At 64.0% G+C, this 19,248-nt stretch carries 17 protein-coding genes; 6 read left to right on the forward strand and 11 right to left on the reverse strand.

What is annotated here, in order from left to right:
* Window positions 1-67 precede the first annotated feature (67 nt).
* The gene (locus tag GS429_RS12860) at window positions 68-931 is read right to left on the reverse strand and encodes an alpha/beta fold hydrolase (RefSeq protein ID WP_160065767.1); all 864 of its coding nucleotides are present in this window, start codon (window positions 929-931) and stop codon (window positions 68-70) included.
* 174 nt (window positions 932-1,105) lie between these two features.
* Here GS429_RS12860 and priL point away from each other — a divergent pair, with 174 nt between their 5' ends.
* Window positions 1,106-2,194 carry a DNA primase regulatory subunit PriL gene (gene priL, locus GS429_RS12865; RefSeq protein ID WP_160065769.1) on the forward strand — a complete coding sequence of 363 codons (1,089 nt, stop codon included), beginning with the start codon at window positions 1,106-1,108 and terminating at the stop codon, window positions 2,192-2,194.
* A 78-nt stretch (window positions 2,195-2,272) separates the two neighbouring features.
* Here priL and GS429_RS12870 read toward each other — a convergent pair whose 3' ends face one another.
* Window positions 2,273-2,674, reverse strand: coding sequence for a hypothetical protein (locus tag GS429_RS12870; RefSeq protein ID WP_160065771.1), 402 nt, complete (start codon window positions 2,672-2,674; stop codon window positions 2,273-2,275).
* A gap of 46 nt (window positions 2,675-2,720) precedes the next feature.
* Entirely contained in the window at window positions 2,721-2,984 is a 264-nt protein-coding gene (locus GS429_RS12875) for a DUF7472 family protein (RefSeq protein ID WP_160065773.1), read from the reverse strand.
* Window positions 2,985-3,389: 405 nt separating this feature from the next.
* Between GS429_RS12875 and GS429_RS12880 the strand changes: the two genes are divergently transcribed.
* The gene (locus GS429_RS12880) at window positions 3,390-4,013 is read left to right on the forward strand and encodes an SWIM zinc finger family protein (RefSeq protein ID WP_160065775.1); all 624 of its coding nucleotides are present in this window, start codon (window positions 3,390-3,392) and stop codon (window positions 4,011-4,013) included.
* A gap of 44 nt (window positions 4,014-4,057) precedes the next feature.
* On the opposite strand, the gene GS429_RS12885 is transcribed toward GS429_RS12880, so the two are convergent.
* Complete coding sequence (locus GS429_RS12885) at window positions 4,058-5,386, reverse strand: RNA-guided endonuclease InsQ/TnpB family protein (protein ID WP_328821382.1); 1,329 nt, start codon at window positions 5,384-5,386, stop codon at window positions 4,058-4,060.
* A gap of 248 nt (window positions 5,387-5,634) precedes the next feature.
* On the opposite strand from GS429_RS12885, the gene GS429_RS12890 reads away from it, so the two are divergent.
* On the forward strand, window positions 5,635-7,509 hold the full coding sequence (locus GS429_RS12890) for an acyl-CoA dehydrogenase family protein (RefSeq protein WP_160065776.1): 1,875 nt from the start codon (window positions 5,635-5,637) through the stop codon (window positions 7,507-7,509).
* A gap of 247 nt (window positions 7,510-7,756) precedes the next feature.
* On the opposite strand, the gene hjc is transcribed toward GS429_RS12890, so the two are convergent.
* The 3 genes from hjc to GS429_RS12905 form a co-directional block, all read right to left on the reverse strand.
* Window positions 7,757-8,278, reverse strand: coding sequence for a Holliday junction resolvase Hjc (gene hjc / locus GS429_RS12895; RefSeq protein ID WP_160065778.1), 522 nt, complete (start codon window positions 8,276-8,278; stop codon window positions 7,757-7,759).
* Window positions 8,279-8,338: 60 nt separating this feature from the next.
* The gene (locus GS429_RS12900; protein ID WP_160065836.1) at window positions 8,339-9,178 is read right to left on the reverse strand and encodes a CPBP family intramembrane glutamic endopeptidase; all 840 of its coding nucleotides are present in this window, start codon (window positions 9,176-9,178) and stop codon (window positions 8,339-8,341) included.
* A gap of 81 nt (window positions 9,179-9,259) precedes the next feature.
* A complete protein-coding gene (locus GS429_RS12905) occupies window positions 9,260-14,452 on the reverse strand; it encodes a PAS domain S-box protein (protein WP_160065779.1) in 5,193 nt (1,730 codons plus the stop codon).
* A 249-nt stretch (window positions 14,453-14,701) separates the two neighbouring features.
* Here GS429_RS12905 and GS429_RS12910 point away from each other — a divergent pair, with 249 nt between their 5' ends.
* Window positions 14,702-14,959: a HalOD1 output domain-containing protein gene (locus GS429_RS12910; RefSeq protein WP_160065780.1), complete on the forward strand. Its 258-nt coding sequence runs from the start codon at window positions 14,702-14,704 to the stop codon at window positions 14,957-14,959.
* A gap of 93 nt (window positions 14,960-15,052) precedes the next feature.
* Window positions 15,053-15,850: a PAS domain-containing protein gene (locus GS429_RS12915; protein ID WP_160065781.1), complete on the forward strand. Its 798-nt coding sequence runs from the start codon at window positions 15,053-15,055 to the stop codon at window positions 15,848-15,850.
* Between the two features lie 47 nt (window positions 15,851-15,897).
* Here the strand turns inward: GS429_RS12915 and GS429_RS12920 are convergent, their stop codons facing one another.
* From GS429_RS12920 to GS429_RS12930, 3 genes are all read right to left on the reverse strand, one after another.
* Window positions 15,898-17,181 carry an adenosylhomocysteinase gene (locus GS429_RS12920; RefSeq protein ID WP_160065782.1) on the reverse strand — a complete coding sequence of 428 codons (1,284 nt, stop codon included), beginning with the start codon at window positions 17,179-17,181 and terminating at the stop codon, window positions 15,898-15,900.
* A gap of 248 nt (window positions 17,182-17,429) precedes the next feature.
* Window positions 17,430-17,936 carry a hypothetical protein gene (locus tag GS429_RS12925; protein ID WP_160065783.1) on the reverse strand — a complete coding sequence of 169 codons (507 nt, stop codon included), beginning with the start codon at window positions 17,934-17,936 and terminating at the stop codon, window positions 17,430-17,432.
* Window positions 17,937-17,990: 54 nt separating this feature from the next.
* Entirely contained in the window at window positions 17,991-18,509 is a 519-nt protein-coding gene (locus tag GS429_RS12930; RefSeq protein ID WP_160065784.1) for a DUF7974 family protein, read from the reverse strand.
* Window positions 18,510-18,701: 192 nt separating this feature from the next.
* On the opposite strand from GS429_RS12930, the gene GS429_RS12935 reads away from it, so the two are divergent.
* The gene (locus GS429_RS12935; protein WP_160065785.1) at window positions 18,702-18,971 is read left to right on the forward strand and encodes a hypothetical protein; all 270 of its coding nucleotides are present in this window, start codon (window positions 18,702-18,704) and stop codon (window positions 18,969-18,971) included.
* Between the two features lie 114 nt (window positions 18,972-19,085).
* Here the strand turns inward: GS429_RS12935 and GS429_RS21880 are convergent, their stop codons facing one another.
* Complete coding sequence (locus GS429_RS21880; RefSeq protein ID WP_201294009.1) at window positions 19,086-19,247, reverse strand: DUF7556 family protein; 162 nt, start codon at window positions 19,245-19,247, stop codon at window positions 19,086-19,088.
* Window position 19,248 lies beyond the last annotated feature (1 nt).

Genomic DNA, 19,248 nt, shown 5'->3' on the forward strand with positions numbered 1-19,248 from the left:
TCCCCCCGCGCCCGCTCTTCCTACCGCCCGCTCGCGTCCCCTTCCGATCGCCCTCGGACCGCGACCGTCAATCGTGTTCCTCGAGAAAGCCGAGCAGTTCGTCGTTCACCGTGTCCGCGTTCTCGATGAAAAAGCAGTGAGAGCCTCCTTCGAAGCGTTCGAGTCTGGCGTTCGGGATCGCTTCCTCGAGCAGCCGTGCGTTTCCGGCGGGGACGACTCGATCCTCGGTTCCGTGCATGATCAGCGTCGGGACCCGAATCCCGTCGAGTCGATCGCTGACGTCGAAGTTCAGGACGGCGGCGGCCTGGGCCTCCCGGGCCGGGTCGCCGGCGTCCTGCTCGAGTCGCCACTCGATGATCCGGTCCATCAAGTGTGGGTTCCGGTTCGTAAAGCGTTCGGTGAACGCGGGTCGCATCCGGTGGCGAATCGTCTCCCGTTCGCTCGCTCTCTTCGGGACGTCGAAGATGAACTCCTGGGTTTCCTCCGGGACGGGCATCGAGTCGGGGCCGCCGTGGCTGGTACAACAGAGGGTGAGCGTCTTCGCCCGGGTGTACTCAATCGCGTAGCGCTGGGCGATCATCCCGCCCATGCTCGCACCGACGATGTGGGCCTCGCGGATCCCGGCGTCCTCGAGGACGGCCTCGAGGTCGGCCGCCAGCCCGCCGATGGAGTAGCCGGCCAACTTGAAGATCAGCGGGGCGCGGAGCTTTCGCGGGAGTCGCGGAAGCAGCGGTGGCAGTCCGGCGTCGGACCGGCCCGTCCCGCGGTTGTCGGGTGCGACCACGCGATAGTGGTCCCTGACGGCCTCGCGCTGCCAGCGCCACATCCATCGGCCGTAGCCCAGTCCCTGCACGAAGACGACCGGCGTTCCGTCGCCACCGTCGTCGGTCTCGTAATAAATCGACACGCCGTCTCGTATCGCCCGTGGCATACTCGGACTGACGTATCGGACTCCCTTGAAATCGACCCTCGCTTCTCGATCGGCGATTCCCGAGAACGGGCGCTGGCAACCCGACGACGGAACGATCCAATCCCGGCTTACCCCCGACCCCGACCCGACGAACAATCAGCGGGTTTAACCCGGCGCAGTAATATCCAATTACCGATGCAGCGACTGCACGCCCGGTACCCGTTTCTCGAGACAGCCCGCGACGCCGTGGCGACGGAGGCCGTCGATCTGGCCACCGTCGTCGAGCAAGATCGGGCGGTCGTCGACCGCGCCCGCGAGCGCGTGGTGGCGGCACTCGAGGACGGCGAAACCGGCGAGCCACGACGCGAGCCTCGGACCGAGTTGCTCTCCTATCCCGTCGCGCGCGTCCTCGTTTCGATGGTCGACGAACGCGTCCTCGTGCGCAAGTACGCCCGCGCCGAATCCACGACCGCCTACGACCGATTTACCGCGGACTTCGAGGAAACGACCGAACTCAAGAGCGTCGACTCGACGGGACTGGATCTCGAGACGCTCCTCGCGGAGTTCGACCTCGAGGAGGTAGTCCGGGAGACGGCCGCCGGCTATCGGATCGACGTGGGCACCTACGTCCCACTGGCCGAGGACCTCTGGGACGACGAGTGGCGACTCGTCAATCGCGCGCTGGCCGACGGCGAGGTCCCCGTCACGGAGGCCGAACTCCTCACCCTGCTACAGGAGGCGATCCGAACCCGGATCGAGGACGGCCTCCCGTTCGACGTTCCTCAGGTCATCGAGACGGCGCTCGAAGACGACGCCGCCGAGATTCGGGAGGTGCTCGCGGATCTCGAGTTGACCCGCGAGATCGACACCGTCGTTCCGGATCTCTTCCCGCCGTGTATGAAGGCCCTGCTGGACCAGATTCAGAAGGGCGAACACCTGCCACACCACTCCCGGTTTGCGATCACGGCCTTCCTGACGAGCATCGGGATGTCGACCGACGAGATCGTCGACCTCTACCGAGTCAACTCCGCTTTCGGCGAAGAGATGACGCGCTATCAGACCGACCACATCCGCGGTGACTCCTCGCCGACGGAGTACTCGCCACCCTCGTGTGCGACGATGCAGTCCTACGGCGACTGCGTCAACAAAGACGACCTCTGTGAGCGCATCCCGCATCCGATGGCGTACTACGAGAACCGGATCGACGACGCCGACGACGAGGAGATCGAAGACTGGCGCGAGAACGAGAGCGACGGCGAAAGCGAGTCGGCCAGCGGCGATTGAGCGCGAGATTGAAACACTCGAGTGATCGTCGAGACCACGGCCGATATTATCGAGGCCGAAGCTTCGACGTCTCGCCGATTACTTTCGCGACGGATCGTCCGCGAGTTCGTCGGCCTGCCGTTGGATATCCTGAAGCGCTTGCTCTTGCTCGCCGCGGCTCAGCCCGCCCGACTCGACGTGTCGGCCGGAGTACTGTCGGGACGGGATCGCGTTCCAGACGTTCGACTCATCCGACTCGCTCGAGTCAGCGTCGGAGTCCCCGTCGGCCGCCCCCGCGGATCGAGACCGTCGGCGTCGAACCAACAGGAACCCACCGCCCGCGAGGAACGCGAGGACACCGATAGCAACGCCGGGACTCACGCCGACCGTTCGGACGAGAACCGACGAACCGAGCAAGATCGCCGCGGCCATGATCGCGGTCCGTTGGGTGCCGGAAAACCGTTTCTCGTCCGAACAGGATCGAGCGTTGGGACTACCCATACGAACCGGTCATTTCGCCACCCACGAAAAGTCACCGACGAAACAATTAGGCCGCGTTCTTTGCGTCCGCGTCGTCGTCCGCCTCGAGTCCGTCGCCGGGTTCGTTCATGACGTACGCGAGGCCGATGCCGACGACAGTCAACAGCAAGATAAAGCCGACGATAGCGCCGACGAGCAACTCGGCACCGTCGGGCGTAAGACCGCCGTTGGCGCTGCCGTATTCGGCCCCGATATTCATCATGACGCCGAGCATCAGCAAGACCGAAGAGACGGCGACGACGATTTCGATGATCTGGTCGCGATCGAGCATTGGTACATCGGTTTCGGCGGCCCGGCCAAAAGCGCTTCGAAGGGCGTGTACCGAGCGATCGGTGTGTCGGTTCAGATGTCGGTGTGGAGTGTCTGCGTCTCGGCTGCACGAGTATCGACGATCCGATTCCGGGATGGCCCGGCCGAGTCGCAAGGGGATCAAACGGTACGCGAACCGCCCGACAGGCGAGCAGTTCGGTATAAAACCCACACCGGCGGTTGCAGGCGCACCCGTTATTTTACTCGAGCGACTACCGTATACGAATAGCCAGTCGACCACCACTCGTACGGACTGCTGTACCGAGTTACCGGTGCGACCACGGCGGCTGTGGTTGGGCCGGCATCGACGTACAGGAGACCGTCTCAGTCGATCAGCCAGTCGCTGATCGCATCACTTGACGCACCTATGAACACAACAGCGTCACCGAAAACACCGCTTCCAGTACCGTCACAGAGCCGCCTCGGAAAGCGCTCGCGCCGCGCCCGCACCGAACCGATGTCGGTGCTAGCACTCGGCGACGGGCTCTACGAGATCGAATCGGCCAGCGAACACACCTACCTCGTCGACCTCGAGGCCGGCCGCTGTACGTGTCCGGATCACGTCTTTCGAACGGCCCGCTGTAAGCACATTCGCCGGGTCGCCATCGAGATCACGGAGGGACGAACCCCGCCGCCGGGCGAAATCGCCGTCGAGTGCCACGACTGTGGCGAGACGGAGTTCGTCGGCGAAGACGAGAGTTCGCCCTTCTACTGCGAGAACGACGCGATCTGGCCGGGCGATGTGGTCATCGACCGCGAAACGGGCGATCGGCTCACCGTCGTCAATGTCTCCGATCTGCGAGCCGACGCCGTCGATATCGGCGCGGCCGACAGCACGGTCGCCGAGTACGCGACGAACGAGAACTACGAACCCGACGTCCCCGTCGTCGGCGCGGTCTACCCGCACGCTACCGTCGCCACGAACGGCGTCGTTCCCGGCTCGCTGAAGGTCTACGTCTTCCCGCGAACGCGACTCGAAAAGGCGTCTTGACGTCCTCCCCGCGCTGAAGCGCGAGGATTCCTCTCGCTGGAGTCTCAGTCGGTCTGAGTCTCCACGGAGGCAACTTTCCCCGTGCAGGTACTCTGGTTTGTACGTTCCTCGTTGGCCGTTGTCCCTCGATTAGGGAGCGAGCTATGATGTTCCCGCCATTCATGTTTGGTCCACTTGAGGCGTACAGGCCGCGCCATCGGCCTTACTTCTCTCCTGACTTGCCTCTCCAAGAACGTCCGCGAAGCTGTGAGATCAGCGTGCCCTTCGAATCCACACGAACACGTGAGCGTGTCTTCGTGGCGAATAGTCTTATCACGTGAACCGCAATCGGGGCATTCTTGACTCGTCCATGCTTCCGACGTCTCAGCCACATCAATCCCGTATTCTTCACAAACGGATTCCAGCCGTCCAATGAATCGGCGATATGCCCAGAAGTTGTGAGTCTTCTCATTCACACGGCACGACCAATGCGTTGAAAGCACATCAGCGAGGTCACCGACATATACTGTACTGATCCCTTCATCAGCTAATTGTTCGACGAGATCTCGCACAAGCGCATCTTGTGCGTGATTTCGTTGCCGTGTTCGTTTCCGGTACAGTCGATCGATGCGCTTACTGGTTCGACGCTGATCGTCTAGTTTCGACTGGTAGTGCGCGATCTTCTCGGTTGCTTCACGGAATTCGGCGAACAAGTCTCGGCCTTCGTAGAGGTACTGTTGACCGGTTGTGGTTGTGCAGGCGATGAGGTTGTTTGCGCCGATGTCCAGAGCGGCCGCCTCGTCCGAGGAGGCCAATGGTGTATCCAGTCGAGAATCATCGATCGTGACTGGTTGGAAAGCTCTGAACGTGCCGTCAACCTCATCGTACACGATTTCCAGCCGGCCGTGTTCACCGCTCCACTTCGGCTCACCGCTCACTTCGAGACGGAGTCGCTCTCGATACCCGAGTCCGAACTCGTCTTTCAACTTTGTTCCAACTGGGATTTCGAGTCTGGATCGTTCACCCCATTTGAGTGTGTACTGATCGCCTCGAATGTACGTGCGGAGTTCCCGACCATCGTCTTCGTTCCCCCAGTATCCTGGTGGCCGTGCATCTTGATCAGGATCTTCAAGGCATTTGAAGAACGATCGCCACGCTTCGGTGTTCTTCCGGATGATCTGTTGTGCAGTCGCTGATCCAACGACATCCTTGTACTGACCTTCGAGTGTGCCGGTATCAGCATCCCACACGTTGCCGTCATCACCGAAGAAGCGTTCACGGCGAGCGTACGTGGTTTCGTTCCATAGAGAGGCAGAAGCGTCCAACAAACGTCGAAGTAGCTGCTCATCCTCTTCGGAACGAGGGCGGACTTCGAACGTGTTGGAACGCCTCACCACCCCACGGAACTTCACTGAATCACTTTAAAACTGGGAAAGTTGCGTGTGAGACTCGGGTAGGGCTTGGGAGTGCAGCGGGCTCATTCCGTGACGGCGCGTATCCCCGCCGTGAACGGCGAGGCTTTGCGCCTGTTCATCGGTAACCCCTTGCGGACCGTATCGGACTCGAGTCCGTAAACGAACGAAAACGCAAGCGCCGTTGACTCTCGCCCATTTTATTGGTACTCGTCAACAACCACCAGCACATGAGTTCGAGCATCGACTACGGCCAGTTCGAGGAGGGACGAGCGGTCAACTACTGGGCCCTCGATCGCACCATCAGGCGCGAACTGCGCCGAATCTACACCGACGAGGAGTTCGAGTGGGCCGAGCCCCGCCTCGCCGAGTTCGGCGAGTGCGTCGGTCACACCATCGCGGACAACGCGGACTTCGTCGACGACCACGGGCCGGAACTCGAACCCTACGACAAACACGGCGACATCCAGAACTGCGTCCGGTATCCGGCCGAACAGCTCGAGAACGAGCGGTTGGCCTACGAACAGGGGATCGTCGCGGACGCGTTCGAAGCGCCGCCGGGTCGCGACGAGCCGATGCCGCTGTCGCACAACCTCGCGATGCAGTACCTGCTGTGTTACGCCGACGCGGGCTTTGACTGTCCGGTCGCGATGACCGCGGGCGTCGCACTCGTCCTCGAGAAGTTCGACGACGGCGCGCTCGAGGAGTACTACGACGGCCTCACGGCCCGAAACTACGAGGACGTGATCGAGGGGGCAATGTTCCTCACGGAAAAGCAGGGCGGCAGCGACGTCGGCGCGAACGAGACCCGCGCCGAGTACGATCAGGACGCGGGATACTGGCGGCTGTACGGCGAGAAGTGGTTCTGTTCGAACATCGACGCCGAGGGGACGCTCGCGCTCGCCCGGACCGAGGACGCACCGTCGGGTACCGACGGGCTCTCGATGTTCCTCGTTCCCCACGCGGACCCCGACGGGAGCGAGGGCCCGCTCACCAAGGGCGACCGACTCGAGGACGGCCCGCTCTCCCCCGACGCGGTGAACGACCAACTGTACCGTCGGCTGAAGGACAAACTCGGCACTATCGCGGTCCCGACGGGCGAGGTCGAGTTCACCGGCGCGAAGGCCGTCCTCGTCGGCGAAGAAGAGAACGGCTTCAAGCAGATGACGGAGATGCTCAACCTCGAGCGGCTCTCGAACGCCGCCGCCTCCTGTGGCATCATCGGCCGGGTGTTGCTCGAGAGCAAGATCTACGCCGCGAATCGGGAAGCCTTCGGCGAGACGATCGATCAGTACCCCCTGATGCGTGCGGACCTGGTCGACATGGCCGTCGACCACGAGGCCGCGACCGCGTTTACCTTCGAAGCGGCGCGGCTGTTCGCCGAGCGCGAGCGGGCGGGGCGTCGCTCCGCGGACTCCACGAGCGCGGCTGACGACGGCGATGGCGACACCTACCGCCTGATGCGACTGCTGATCCCGATCGCCAAGGCTCGAACGGCACGGATGGCCGTCGACACCGCCTCCTACGGGATGGAGGTCCACGGCGGCAACGGCTACGTGAACGACTTCGTCACCAACCGGCTGCTCCGGGACGCACAGGTCCTGCCGATCTGGGAGGGGACAGAGAACATCCTCTCGCTGGACGTGTTGCGAGCCCTCGAGCGCGAGGACGCCCACGAACCGTTGCTCGAGACTATCGAAGAGCGACTCGAGGAGGTCTCGCATCCGGCACTCGAGGACGCCGCGGAGACGGTCGAGGACGAGTATCACGACCTCGCGGCTGCCCTCGCGGCGCTTGCCGCCGAAGACGCCGAGTACGCACAACTGTCGGCCAAGCGGCTCGCCCACTATATCTTCGACGTCTTCACCGCGGCGCTGTTGCTCGAGGAAGCTCAGACCGAACTCGAGGGCGAGGGAGAAAGTGGCGACGAAAACGGCCGACTGGCGCTGGTCGCCAAACGGTTCGTCGCGAACGAACTCGAGACCGACGACGCGCGGGGCATCGCGAGCGGCGACCGGTTCGCGCTCGAGGCGTTCGAGTCGATCGTCAGAAACGAGTCGGTCAATCCGGACGCGCTCTCGGAAACGGTGGTCGCGGACGATTGACCGCCTGTGCCGAGCGCGCTCACGAGAGTTGGCGGAAGTCGGTCGCCCCGCAGGGACAGTTTTTCGGCGAACCGATTGGCCGGATCCGTCCGTCCGGCCAGATTCGAACCGCGAATATCGACCCGCAGTGTTCACACGCCGCCGTTCCGCGTGAGATCGCCGTCGAGTCGCTCATGGACAGGGAACGTACGCCGTCGAATGGATACGAATTATCCCCAACTAGTTGGGTTCGCCACAGCCGAATCGCTCACTCGAGAATTTGGGCCGCCTCCTCAACGTCCATCACGCCCTGTTCGACGGCGTTCAAGACCCGGAGGATCTCCTCGTCCGGCCCGTCGTCGGCGTCGTTACCGACTTCGTCGAGGGTGACTTTCTCGGACGTTCCGACGAACTCGGCGAAATCGGTGCCGTCGGCGATGGCGGTCTCCTTCTTGACGCGGTAGTTGCCGCCGTCGGTCACGTAGAGATCGCCGGGGTGGAAAAAGTACCAGTCCTCGCGGTCGAATCGGACGCCGATGCGGGGTTTCGCCCCGAAGTTCTGCGAGAAGTAGATCAGGGCTTCGACCTCCTCGCCGGTGAGATAGATCGGGTCTCCGGAACTCGATTTGGCTTCGATCGCGTAGAACTGCTCGCCGTCGCCGGCGAGGACGTCGGGGAGTTCGCGTTCTGTCGCGGAGCCGCTTGCGGGTGCACGCATCACCGCGAAGCCGGACTCGTCGAGTTCGTTGACGAGTTCGCGTTCGCGGCGGTCACCCTTCGCCTGAGACATACACCCTCTCACCCGCGGGCGATAATAAAAGGACGGACAGCGGGGTGAAACTGGTCTCGGTTACAGCGGAATCATAGCGACGGCGTCGAGCAGCATCGACGGTGCGGGTTCACCCTGTTCGATGTCGTACTCGATGGCGATGTACAGCATGGCAAACTGGAAGGCGTTGAGCACGGCGTGGGCAATCGTCGGCACAAGGAGGTTGTCCGTCTTCGCGTAGACGTAGCCGAAGATGACCGAGCCGCCAAACATGATGCTCAGCGAGGCGAGGGTCGCGATCGTCGTTTCGGCGATGAGGTACATCGGCAGATGGACGGCAGCGAAGATAACACTCGTAACCAGAATCGCCTGTACTCGCGTAAAGGCCGCGTAGAGGCGCTTCTGGATGACGTTCCGAAAGAGGAACTCCTCGGCCGGCGCGTTGAAGAAGAAGACGATAAAGATCATGATCAGAATCATCGTCTGGTTCTCGCCGACGATTTCGATGACCTGGCTCTCCGCGGCGGGCACGTCGAGGAGCATGAAGAGAATGCTGACGAGGTACAGGAAGACGATACTCCCGATACTGCCGGCGATCAGGTACTTCCAGTCCGTTTTCGTCGGTACCCGAAGGTCGATCCACGACAGCCCCCGCCCGGTCGCGAGGAGATAGATCAGGCCGGCAGACGCCATCCCGACGAAGTTCAGAATCAACAGCAGCGTCCGACCCTCCATCGAGGCCTCGCCCAGCGACCCGCCTTCCATCGCCACCTCGAGCAACACGGGATCGAAGAGAAAGGCGGGCAGCGTCGCGAATTCGGCCGCAATAAGTCCAAAGACCGTCAAGCCGATAGCGACGAGCGTCGATCGAAGCGGCGCACCGTCACGGTCGGTGTCGGTAGAACGCGAGGGCGTTTCCATGCGGCGGTCTACGAGTGCCCGGTCCTTGGGTGTTCCTTCTTCCATCACGCAGTGGCCACGACGGGGTCGGGGACCGAACGATCACGAGGCGTCGGCGATCGACAGCGTCTCACCGCCGAACAGTTGAGCGAGCAGCCGTTGCTGGCCGATTCGGAGGTGACGATTGACCGTCGGCTGGGTCACCGCGAGCATCTCGGCGATCTCCTCGCCGGTGCTCTCGCGCGGCCACTCGAAGAAGCCGGCCAGATACGCCGTTCGAAGGACCTCGAGTTGACGGTCGGTCAGGTCGTCGAACAGCGACGTGACCAGTTCCTGTCTCGTGTGCATCGCCCGCTGGACGTGCTGTCGAGCGCTGAGATCGACGCGTTCGTACTGATCCGCCAGCATCTCGACGAACTCGCGGACGTCGGTCGTCGTCGGGACGTCGACGGTGACGTCGATCCCCGTTCCGTCCGCACGGATCGACCGCGGACTGCCGCCGTGACGGACCAGCCGCGAGGCGACGATCTCACCGGTAACGGTCGCTTCGAAGAGACAGCCGTCGTCCGACTCGGTGATGAGCCGGGAGTCCGTGACGGAAACGAGGTCCGCGAGCGTCTCCCGAACCTCCTCCGGCGACACGTCCCTGGTCTCGAAGAACAGCACGGTCTCCGATCCCGACTGGGTTCCGAGCCCCTCGTAGGTTACCGTCGCCCCGGTCATCGTCGCGATCCGCGAGAGGATATCATCGTCCGCCTCGAGTCGAAGCGTGAGTTCGACGAGCGTTTCGGCGTGTAACGCCTCCCTGGTCTCCGTCGCGTTGATCGCGTTCGCGATCCCTTCGCCCAGTTCCGCGAACACCGACCGCTCGAGATCGGTAAACGCGTCCGGTTCGTCGGCGTAGACCGACAGAACGCCGTAGCCGTACTCCTCGAAGGAGAGGGGAACGGACACCACCGACTGGAACCCGGCATCGAGCGCGTTCGTTCGCCACGGCTCGGCTTTGAGCCCCTCGACGGGGTTTTCGACGACCGTCGCCGTCTCTGCCCGGGCGGTACGGACCGACGGCTCCGGCCGGTCGACATCGAGATCGAGCGACACCGCGTCGAGGTACTCCGGATCGGAGCCGGCCCAGGTTCGGGGCTCGAGTACCGTCCCGCTCGCGTCGACGTCGCCGATCCAGGCGAACGCGACGTTGTCGGCCTCGACCAGCCGGTCGAGGACCGTCCGCTCGATCTCCTCGCGGCTGTCGGCACCGATGAGCGAGCGATCGATCCCCCGAATGATCTCGGTGACCTGAATCTGTCGGCGGAGTCGTCGGTTCTGTGCTTCCAGTTCCGCGTCGCGTTCTCGCAGGCTCGCCTCGCTCTCGAGGCGGTCGAACGCGGCTTCGGTCGTCGCGACGAGCGTCTCGAGCAGTTGTCGGGTCCCCTCGCCGATCGTCTCCGGTTGGGCAACCAGCGCGAAAACGCCGTGGTCGCCGATCGGCACCAGGAGTCCGCCCGGAACGTCGCCGCCGAACAGCGGCGATCGGGAGCCGATTTCGGCGTCGTCGACGACCGTCTGCGTCCCCGTCACGTAGGTGTTCCAGAGCACGGAGTCCGCGTCGCCGACGGCGATCGACGGCGGACCGCCGGTCCGATCGACGAACGTGGGCGTCGCCGCCGTCGGTTCGAATCGGTTCGCCTCGGTGTCGAGCAGGTAAACGCTGGCTCCGGTCGACTCGAGTAAGTCTTCGGCCGTCTCGACGACCAGTTCGGCGATGGCCGACTCCGTTTCGGCGTTGAGCAGGTCCCGAGCCGTCTCGTGGAGCGACTCGAGGCGCAGTTCCCGACGCTTCCGGTCGGAGATATCCTCGACAGCGCCACGGTACTTGATCACCGAGCCGTCGTCGAAAATCGGTTCGCCGATCGCGCGCACCCATCGGTGATCGCCGTCGTCGACCTCCAGTCTCGCCTCGAGGTCGTACCCCGTCTCGGTCTCGACCGCGCGCTCGAGGCGCTCGCGAACGAACGGCCGATCCTCGGGGAGATAACAGTTGACCGTGGTTTCGAGGGTCGGGGTCACGCGCTCCGACAGATCGTGCAATCGGTACATCTCCTCGGTCCAGGTCGCTTCCGGCGGTTCGGTCCGGACGTCCAGTTCCCAGCCGCCGACCGCCGCCAGCCGCTGGACGCGCTCTAGGAGGTCCGTCGTTCGCTCGAGATCGCGTTCCCGCTCCTTGCGCTCGGTGATGTCGCGGACGACGCCCGCGACGCCCGCGAACCCGCCCTCCTCGGCCGGCAACAGCGCCATGTGGTTTTCCGCCTCGAGAACGTCGCCGTCCGCGGTCTCGAGTTCCATCTCGAAGGTCCCGTCGGTCTCCTCGTCCCGCCGGAGCGCTCGGACCAGCTCTCGAGCCGTCTCGAGATCATCCGGCCGCAATACCTCGCTGATATTGGTCCCGATCAGCGTCTCCGGATCGTAGCCGGCGAGCGATTCGATGGCGTCGTTCACGAAGTGAAAGTCGCCCGACGCGTCGAGCGTGTAGACCGGATCGCCGATCGCCTGGATGATCGTCTCGTAGCGCTCGAGATCGCGTTCGCGCCGCTTGCGCTCGGTGATGTCCTGTAACGAGCCGTAGATCTTGACGACCTCGCCGTTCTCCTGGACGGGGTTGCCGATCGTTCGCACCCAGCGCGTATCGCCGCCGTCGGCCGGAACCAGCCGCAGTTCGAGGTCGTACGCCTCGCCCGCGTTGACGGCTCGATCGACCGCTCGCCGGACTCTCGCTCGATTCTCGGGATGGTAGTACTCGAGCGCCGTCTCCAGATCGATCTCGGCGTCGGGCGAGAGGCCGTGGATTCGCGCGACTTCGTCCGTCCACTGGAGTTCGCTCGGCTCCGTCCGGACGTCGATCACCCAAGCACCGACGTTCGCGAGTTGCTCGGCCTGCTCGAGCAGCCGAGTCGTCTGTTCGAGTTCCCGCTCGTTGTCGACGCGATCGGTGACGTCGGTAATGACTCCCTCGAGCGCCTCGACGGAGCCGTCAGCGCCGTAGACGCCGCGACCGCGTTCGCTGAGCCAGCGTCGCTCGCCGTCGGCGGTTTCGATCGGATAGGTGACCTGGAACGAGTCCCGCTCGGTCAGGGCCTCCTGTACCGTCTCCCAGAGTTCGTCGTGGTCCTCGAGCAGTACGTCGTCGGCCCAGTTCACGTCGCCGTCGACCAGCGCCTCGGGATCGTAGCCGGTCACCTCGGCGCTGCCCTCGCTGACGAACTCGAACGGCCAGTCCGGCTCGTTCTGAGACCGATACACCATGCCGGGGACGTTGCTCATCAGCGTCGAGAGCTGTCGTTCCCGTTCGCGAAGTTCGGTCTCCCGCTCCTTGCGGTCGGAGATATCCCGCCCGATGCCGACTTCGACCAGCGTTCCGTCGGGGTCCTCGAGGACCGTGGCCACGAACTCGTAGGGGATCCGCTCGCCCGCTTTGGTGAGATACTCCGCCTCGACCTGCGTGGTTCCGGTCTCGAACGCCTCCTCGATCGACCGGCGGATCGCCGGCTGTTCGTCCTCGGGGAAGAAGTCCGCGGCGTTCATCGACGCGATTTCCTCGTCGGTGTAGCCCGACACCGCGGGAACGGTCTCGTTCCACCTGATCATCTCGCCGTCCGCTCCGAGCACGTAGAACATGTCGTCGATCGCGTCGAGCACGTCGTCGGTGAACTCCCGGTATCGCTCGAGTTCGCGCTCTCTCGCTCTGCGTTCGGAGATATCCCGTCCGATACCGGCGACCACCGAGTTCCCCTCGAGGTCCTCGAGCCGAGTCGCGACGAACTCGTAGGGGATTCGGTCGCCGTCCGACGTCGCCATCTGCGCTTCGACGCGCGACTCCCCTCCCTCGAAAACCTCCTGTATCGCGGCCTCGACCACCGCCTGATCCCCGCCTTCGAAGAACTCGAGGGCGTTCATCGACGCGATCTCCGCGTCAGTGTAGCCGGTTACCGCGCTGAGCGTCTCGTTCCATCGCTGAAGGCCGCCGTCCCGGTCGAAGACGTAGAACACGTCGTCGATGGCGTCTAACACGTCGTCGGTGTACGCCCTGTACCGCTGTAGCTCCCGCTCGCGCTCTCGAAGCTCCCGTTCGCGCTCGTCCTGCTCGGTGATATCGCGACTGATCGCCACGTAGCGGTTCTCGCCGTCGATATCGAGTCGGATCAGGTGGATCTCGACGGGAAACGTCGAGTCGTCGGCACGCCGATACTCTCCTTCGAACCGGCGTCGTTCGCCGACCGCCATTCCCTCGAGCAGCGTCGCGACGGCCGCCGCGTCGACCCGCTGATCGTAGATCCAGATTTTCGTCCCGATCAGTTCCTCCTTTTCGTGACCCAGTTTCTCACACAACCGGCTGTTCGCGTCCAGAATCGTTCCGTTCTCGTCGAGCACGTCGATCATGTCCGGCGAGTGCTCGTACAGCGCCTCGAGTCGGGCGGCCGTCGTTTCCAGCCGCCGTTCGCGTTCCTTGCGGTCGGTGATATCGCGGCCGGAGACGACGATCGAGTCGACTTCGCCGTCCTCGGTCCTGACCGGACGGAAGGTGCCGGTAACCCACGCTCGAGTCCCGTCCGGATCGTCGAGGGAGGCTTCGTACTCGACGTACTCGCCGTCGGCCGCGCGCGCGATCCACTCCCGAACGGCCGCGGTCGACGTATTCACCCACCAGGGCGTTTCCTCGAACCGCTCGCCGATTACCGACTCGCGGTCGGCATCGACGTAGTCGAACGCAGCCTCGTTAACCCGTCGAACCGTACCGTCCGGCTCGAGCAGGGCACCCAGCATTTTCGGATCGTCGAAGACCGCCGCGAACCGACGCTCGCTCCGGCGTAGCTCCCGTTCGCGCTCGGCGAGGCGATCCTCGCGCGCCTCGCACGTTCGCGCCAGTTCGTCTACCGCCGTCGCGAGTCGACCCACGTCGTCGTCTCGCTCGAGGTCGAACCGACTCGTTCGCTCGGACCCGTCTCCGTCCGACTCCGTAGGGCAGTGATCCGAGACGAACGCCTCGAGGTCGGCCGCGAGGCGCTCGAGGTCGGCGTCCCGGTCGTGGCCGCCGGAAGCGGCGAGGCCGAGGAGTAGGGGGAGCGGTCCGATCTCTGCCGGAAGGCTCGCGCCCGCTACAGGTAGAGCCACCGTCGAGGATACTGCGTCGGGCCAGCGGATCACTGCCAACACCAGCACCACCATCGCGAACGCGATCAGCGGGAGTCGTCGGTCGGCGACTCGCCCCACTGATGGTCCGCGAACCGAAGGAGCAGCCATACGACCGATACGTGACGATGACCAATGATAGACGCGGTTTATGACCGCTGTGTTTCATTAAATGCATGATAGGTGTGGAGTCACAGAATGCAGTATCGTCCCGACAGCCACGCTCGCTCGCCGGCAAGAATGCAGCCGCGCAGTCGTGCGATTCGAACGCCCCTTCTATACACGTAGTGTCCCATCCGGAGTCGGATTATGCATATAACGAACAGGGAAATACCCATCGTTCGCCTGTAGTCAGATGAAATGTCCGGAACGACGCTCGACTATCACAACGATTCGCTCAGTCTCTCTGTTATCGAAGCTCTCGCCGACGAACTCGAGGCCGACCCCGTCGACCTCGAACCGCTGTATCACGCCGTCGATCCCGAAGCGCTCGACCAACTCTTCCAGCGGGGTTCGACGGGCGAGGCGCGAGTCACGTTCACCTACGAAGCCCACGAAGTCGAGGTCCGAAGCGATGGCACCGTCCTGATCGACGGAGCGGTCCATGACCGATCGTAAGTGCTGGGATCGAGCAGCGACGGCGATGAACCCTCCCGAGCCAACCGATCATCCCGCGCACCCGGATCCATCAGGACGGGTAGTCGAAACGCGATGACCGAACCCCGAACCGCGATCGAACCCGAGTCGGCCCGACCGTGTTCCGACACCCTCTCCGTCCTCGTGATCACGGCCGACGAGCAGTACGCCGACAAACTCGAGACGGCCGTCGATACCGGATTCACGGTCCGAACGACGTCGTCGATAACGGCCGGGGGAACCGCTCTCGACGATGTCGACTGCCTCGTCGTCGACTACGGGCTGGCGGGCCAACGCGACGCCGACCTCCTCGACCTCCTCGAGCGGGTCAGACGGCGGGCACCCGATCTGCCGGTACTCCTCGTTACGGCTCGTCCCGCAGCGTCGACGGCCATCGATGCCGCCCACGCACACCGGCGGGTCGACTGGCTGGAACTCGACGATCCGGACGCAGGCCTCGAGCGTGCCGAGTCCCGGATTACCGCCCTCGTCGAGCGACAGCGCCTCGAGGCGCTGTCGCGGCGGTCGCTCGCCAGCGTCGAACTCGCTAGCGACGCGATCGCGATCGTCGCGCCGGACGGCGAGATCGAGTTTGCAAACCGGTCGTTCGCGATGCAGTTCGGCTACGATCCCGACGACCTTCCCGGAACGTCGTGGCAAACCCTGTTCACCGACGACAGTGTCGAGCGACTCGAGACAACGGCGATCCCGACCGTCGACGACGGCTGGCGTTGGACCGGCAGCTGTACCGGACGGCGACAGTCGGGCGCGACGTTTACCGTCAAACTCCGACTCGGGGGTCCCGACGACGGCGGGTTAGTGTTCGTCGTGGAGACGCCGGTCGACGGCGACGACCCCGAAAAATCACAGTAGGCTCTGCCCGGGGACTGGCAGGGAACGGCCTCGGACTACTCCGCGGATTACGTTCCGTGATCCCAGCTCCCCATATAGTCGCGCTGGGTATCCGTCAGCGAGTCGAAGTCGACGCCCTCGGCCTCGAGTTTGATCTCGGCGATCTCCGTGTCGAGTTCGTCGGGGACGTCGTGGACGCCGGCCTCGTACTGATCGCCGTTTTCGAGCATCTCTCGCACACAGACGGCCTGGATGCCGAAGCTCTGGTCCATCACTTCGACGGGGTGGCCGAGCGAGACGGGCGCGGCGAGGTTGACGAGTCGGCCCTCGGCGATGACGTTGAGTCGGCGGCCGTCCTCGAGTTCGTACGCTTCGACGCCGTCGCGGGCTTCGTAGCGGTCGACCGCCAGGTCATCGAGCGCCTCGAGGTCGATCTCGATGTCGAAGTGGCCCGCGTTGGCGAGCAGGACGCCGTCCTGCATCACTTCGAAGTGCTCCTCGACGACGACGTCCCGGTTGCCCGTCGTCGTCAGGAAGACGTCGCCGACCTCGGCGGCCTCGGCCATCGGCATGACCTCGTAGCCCTCCATGTGAGCCTCGAGCGCGCGTCGAGGCTCGACTTCGGTGACGATGACGTTCGCGTTCTGGCCCGCGGCCTTTCGGGCGACGCCCTTGCCGCAGTAGCCGAAGCCGGCGACGACGACGTTCTTGCCGGCCCACGAGAGGTTTGTGGTCATGGCGATGGAGGCCAGCGAGGACTCGCCGGTGCCGTGGACGTTGTCGAAGAGGCGCTTCATGGGCGTGTCGTTGACCGCGAAGACGGGATAGTCGAGCGCCCCGTCCGCGTCCATCGCGCGCAGGCGGTGGACGCCGGTGGTGGTCTCCTCGGCCCCGCCGACGATGCCGTCGATCAGTTCGGGGTAGTCCTCGTGGATCGCCGCGACGAGGTCCATCCCGTCGTCGACGGTGACCGTCGGTTCGTGGGCGATGACAGCCTCGATGGCGTCGTAGTACTCCTCGTCGTCGACGCCGCGTTTGGCGTAGCTCGTGATGTTCTCGTGGGTGTCGAGCGCCGCGCTTACGTCGTCGTGGGTCGACAGCGGGTTGCAGCCCGTTACCGCGACCTCCGCGCCGCCGTCGGCGAGCGTCTCGACGAGAATCGCCGTCTTCGCTTCGACGTGCATCGCCATTCCGATGCGTTCGCCCTCGAAGGGCTGCTCGTCTACGAACTCCTCGCGGACGTGCTCGAGAATCGGCATGTGCTGGGTCGCCCAGTCCATCTTCCGACGACCCTCCTCCCGTGCGGACTCGAGGTCGTCCAGCTGTTCGCTGATCGGCGGATACGCAGTCATACCTCACTCGAGGGGGAGGCCGGGGAAAACGCTACCGAAGTCGGCGGAATGCTGGCAGGAGTCAACGCGCACTGTTTCGATCATCCCGATTAGCGTTCGGCGGGGAAACGAACCCTGATACACCCGGCGATTTGCGAATCCGTGGGCGAGTGGGTTCCGTCTCCGCAGATGTCCATCACCGGCTCCGAGAACCCACCGAGCCTCTCGAGTCAGTACCGAACAGCCGCGAGAGAGACGCCGACCCGCCCTCACTCGAGCACCGATGACGGGTGCTTGAGGTAGACGTCCTGCTCGGTCACTCGCTGATAGAGGTCGTACAGCGTCTCCACGGCCGCCTCGTCGGGATCGAAGCGAACGTGGGGCGTGGCGTGATAGCCGCGGCAACTGACCAGGAAGAAGTACAGCGTCCGGTGGTGGGCCGGCGTCGCGTCGACGACGCCCAGCGAGTCGCTCCCGAGGTCGTCCGAGAAGTCGTTGAGCAGCGCCGAGATATCGTCCTGTAACTGCTCGTCCGGTCGGTACTGCGGAATGCCGAAGCTCTGTTGCATGAACGTCGTCGCCGCCTCGAGAAACGGGTTCGAGTCCAGCCCGGTCGGATCGACGGTCTGAAACGTCTCGTACAGGTCGAGAACCGTCGCGAGTTCCTCGCGGGTGATCGCGATCGGCAACACGGGCTCGCCGCGGGGCAGCGAGTAGTCGGGAAACGTGTGCGAACGGGGGTCCGGAAGCCGGGCGAACACCTGTTCGAGAGACATGTGTGGTAACACGGTACAGAAGACCAAACGGTTACCGGTGACCCGAACCCGGAACTACCTGATTCGGATCGTCGTCGCGTCGCTGGGTTGGTACCGGTCGCCGTCGGTCGCGATGAAGACGCGGAGTTCGTACTCGCCGGGGCTGGGGACGACGGACTCGTCCATACCTCTCTCGGCGGTGCGCTCGAAGCGGCCGTTCCAGGTGAACGAGACCTGTTTGCGCTCGCCGCCGCTGAAGCGAAACGCCGAGGGTCGCGAGCGGGTGTACCGGCGTTCGTCGCTGGCCTCGAGTTCGCCGTCGATCGTCCACCCCCAGCGGCGCTGTCGGGGGGTCGGAATCGAGACGGGCAACGGGAACCGGTTCTTGAAATCGACGGTGACCTCGACGGGTTCGTCGCGCTCGTAGACGTCCCGATCGGTCTCGAGCGAGACGCTGACGACTCGTCGGGCGAGCGCCGTCGGCACGAGCGCTGCCAGGAACGTGGCGACGCTGTAGCGCGAGTCGTCCGCTTCGGTCTCGAAGTCGTCGTAACCGTTGGTCTCGGTATCGTGTGGCGGCTGTGGGCCGACCATCGACTGACGACTCAACGTTTGGCTACTAAACTGTAGGGCCGCTCGAGCGGTGCCGTCACGACCCTCGATATCGCTGAGAAGACGAGTCGATCGACCCGATTGTCCACGTTAGCGGCGATAACACGACCCTTACCAGGGGAATTCGATGTCCAAGAACGGCCGTAACAGTTCGGTTTCTCACCAGGTTACACAATGTTACTAGCGATCGAAACGCTGCCGTTCCAGACCTTCGACGGGCTCCTCGCGGACGTACTGTTCCTCGCCGCATGCGTCCTCTTCGGCGGCATTCTCGCATTCATGGGCCTGAATCACTTCCACGACCTCGAGAACATGGCGGGCTACGCCGAGCTGAAGGGCGTTCCGGTGCCGACGGTTTCGGTGGCCCTCTTCGCCGCGACGCTCGCCCTGCTCGCCGTCAGCACGCTCGGGTGGCCGTACGCGATCGGGATGAGCGTCTTCTGAGCGGTTTCACGGACGAGTCACACCGATAGCTCACACTGGATCTAGTCCATCAGGTTCGAATCGAAAACCAGCAGAAACCGCGTCGAAACCGTTTCCGCTCCAATCCCACCCCACTTATCGCCAGGCCGGAAGTGTCGGCGCGTCCGCTGCTTCCATCGAAAGCCAGGCGCCATCGGCCGAGATATCGGCGATGACGTATTCCTCGTTGGAGTTACTCGAGTCGATCGAACCGACGATCGTCTCGTCGGACGTCATGGCGTGGGGGTTCGTCGCCATG

The sequence above is a fragment of the Natronorubrum halalkaliphilum genome (assembly GCF_009834785.1).
Taxonomy (GTDB): Archaea; Halobacteriota; Halobacteria; order Halobacteriales; family Natrialbaceae; genus Natronorubrum; species Natronorubrum halalkaliphilum.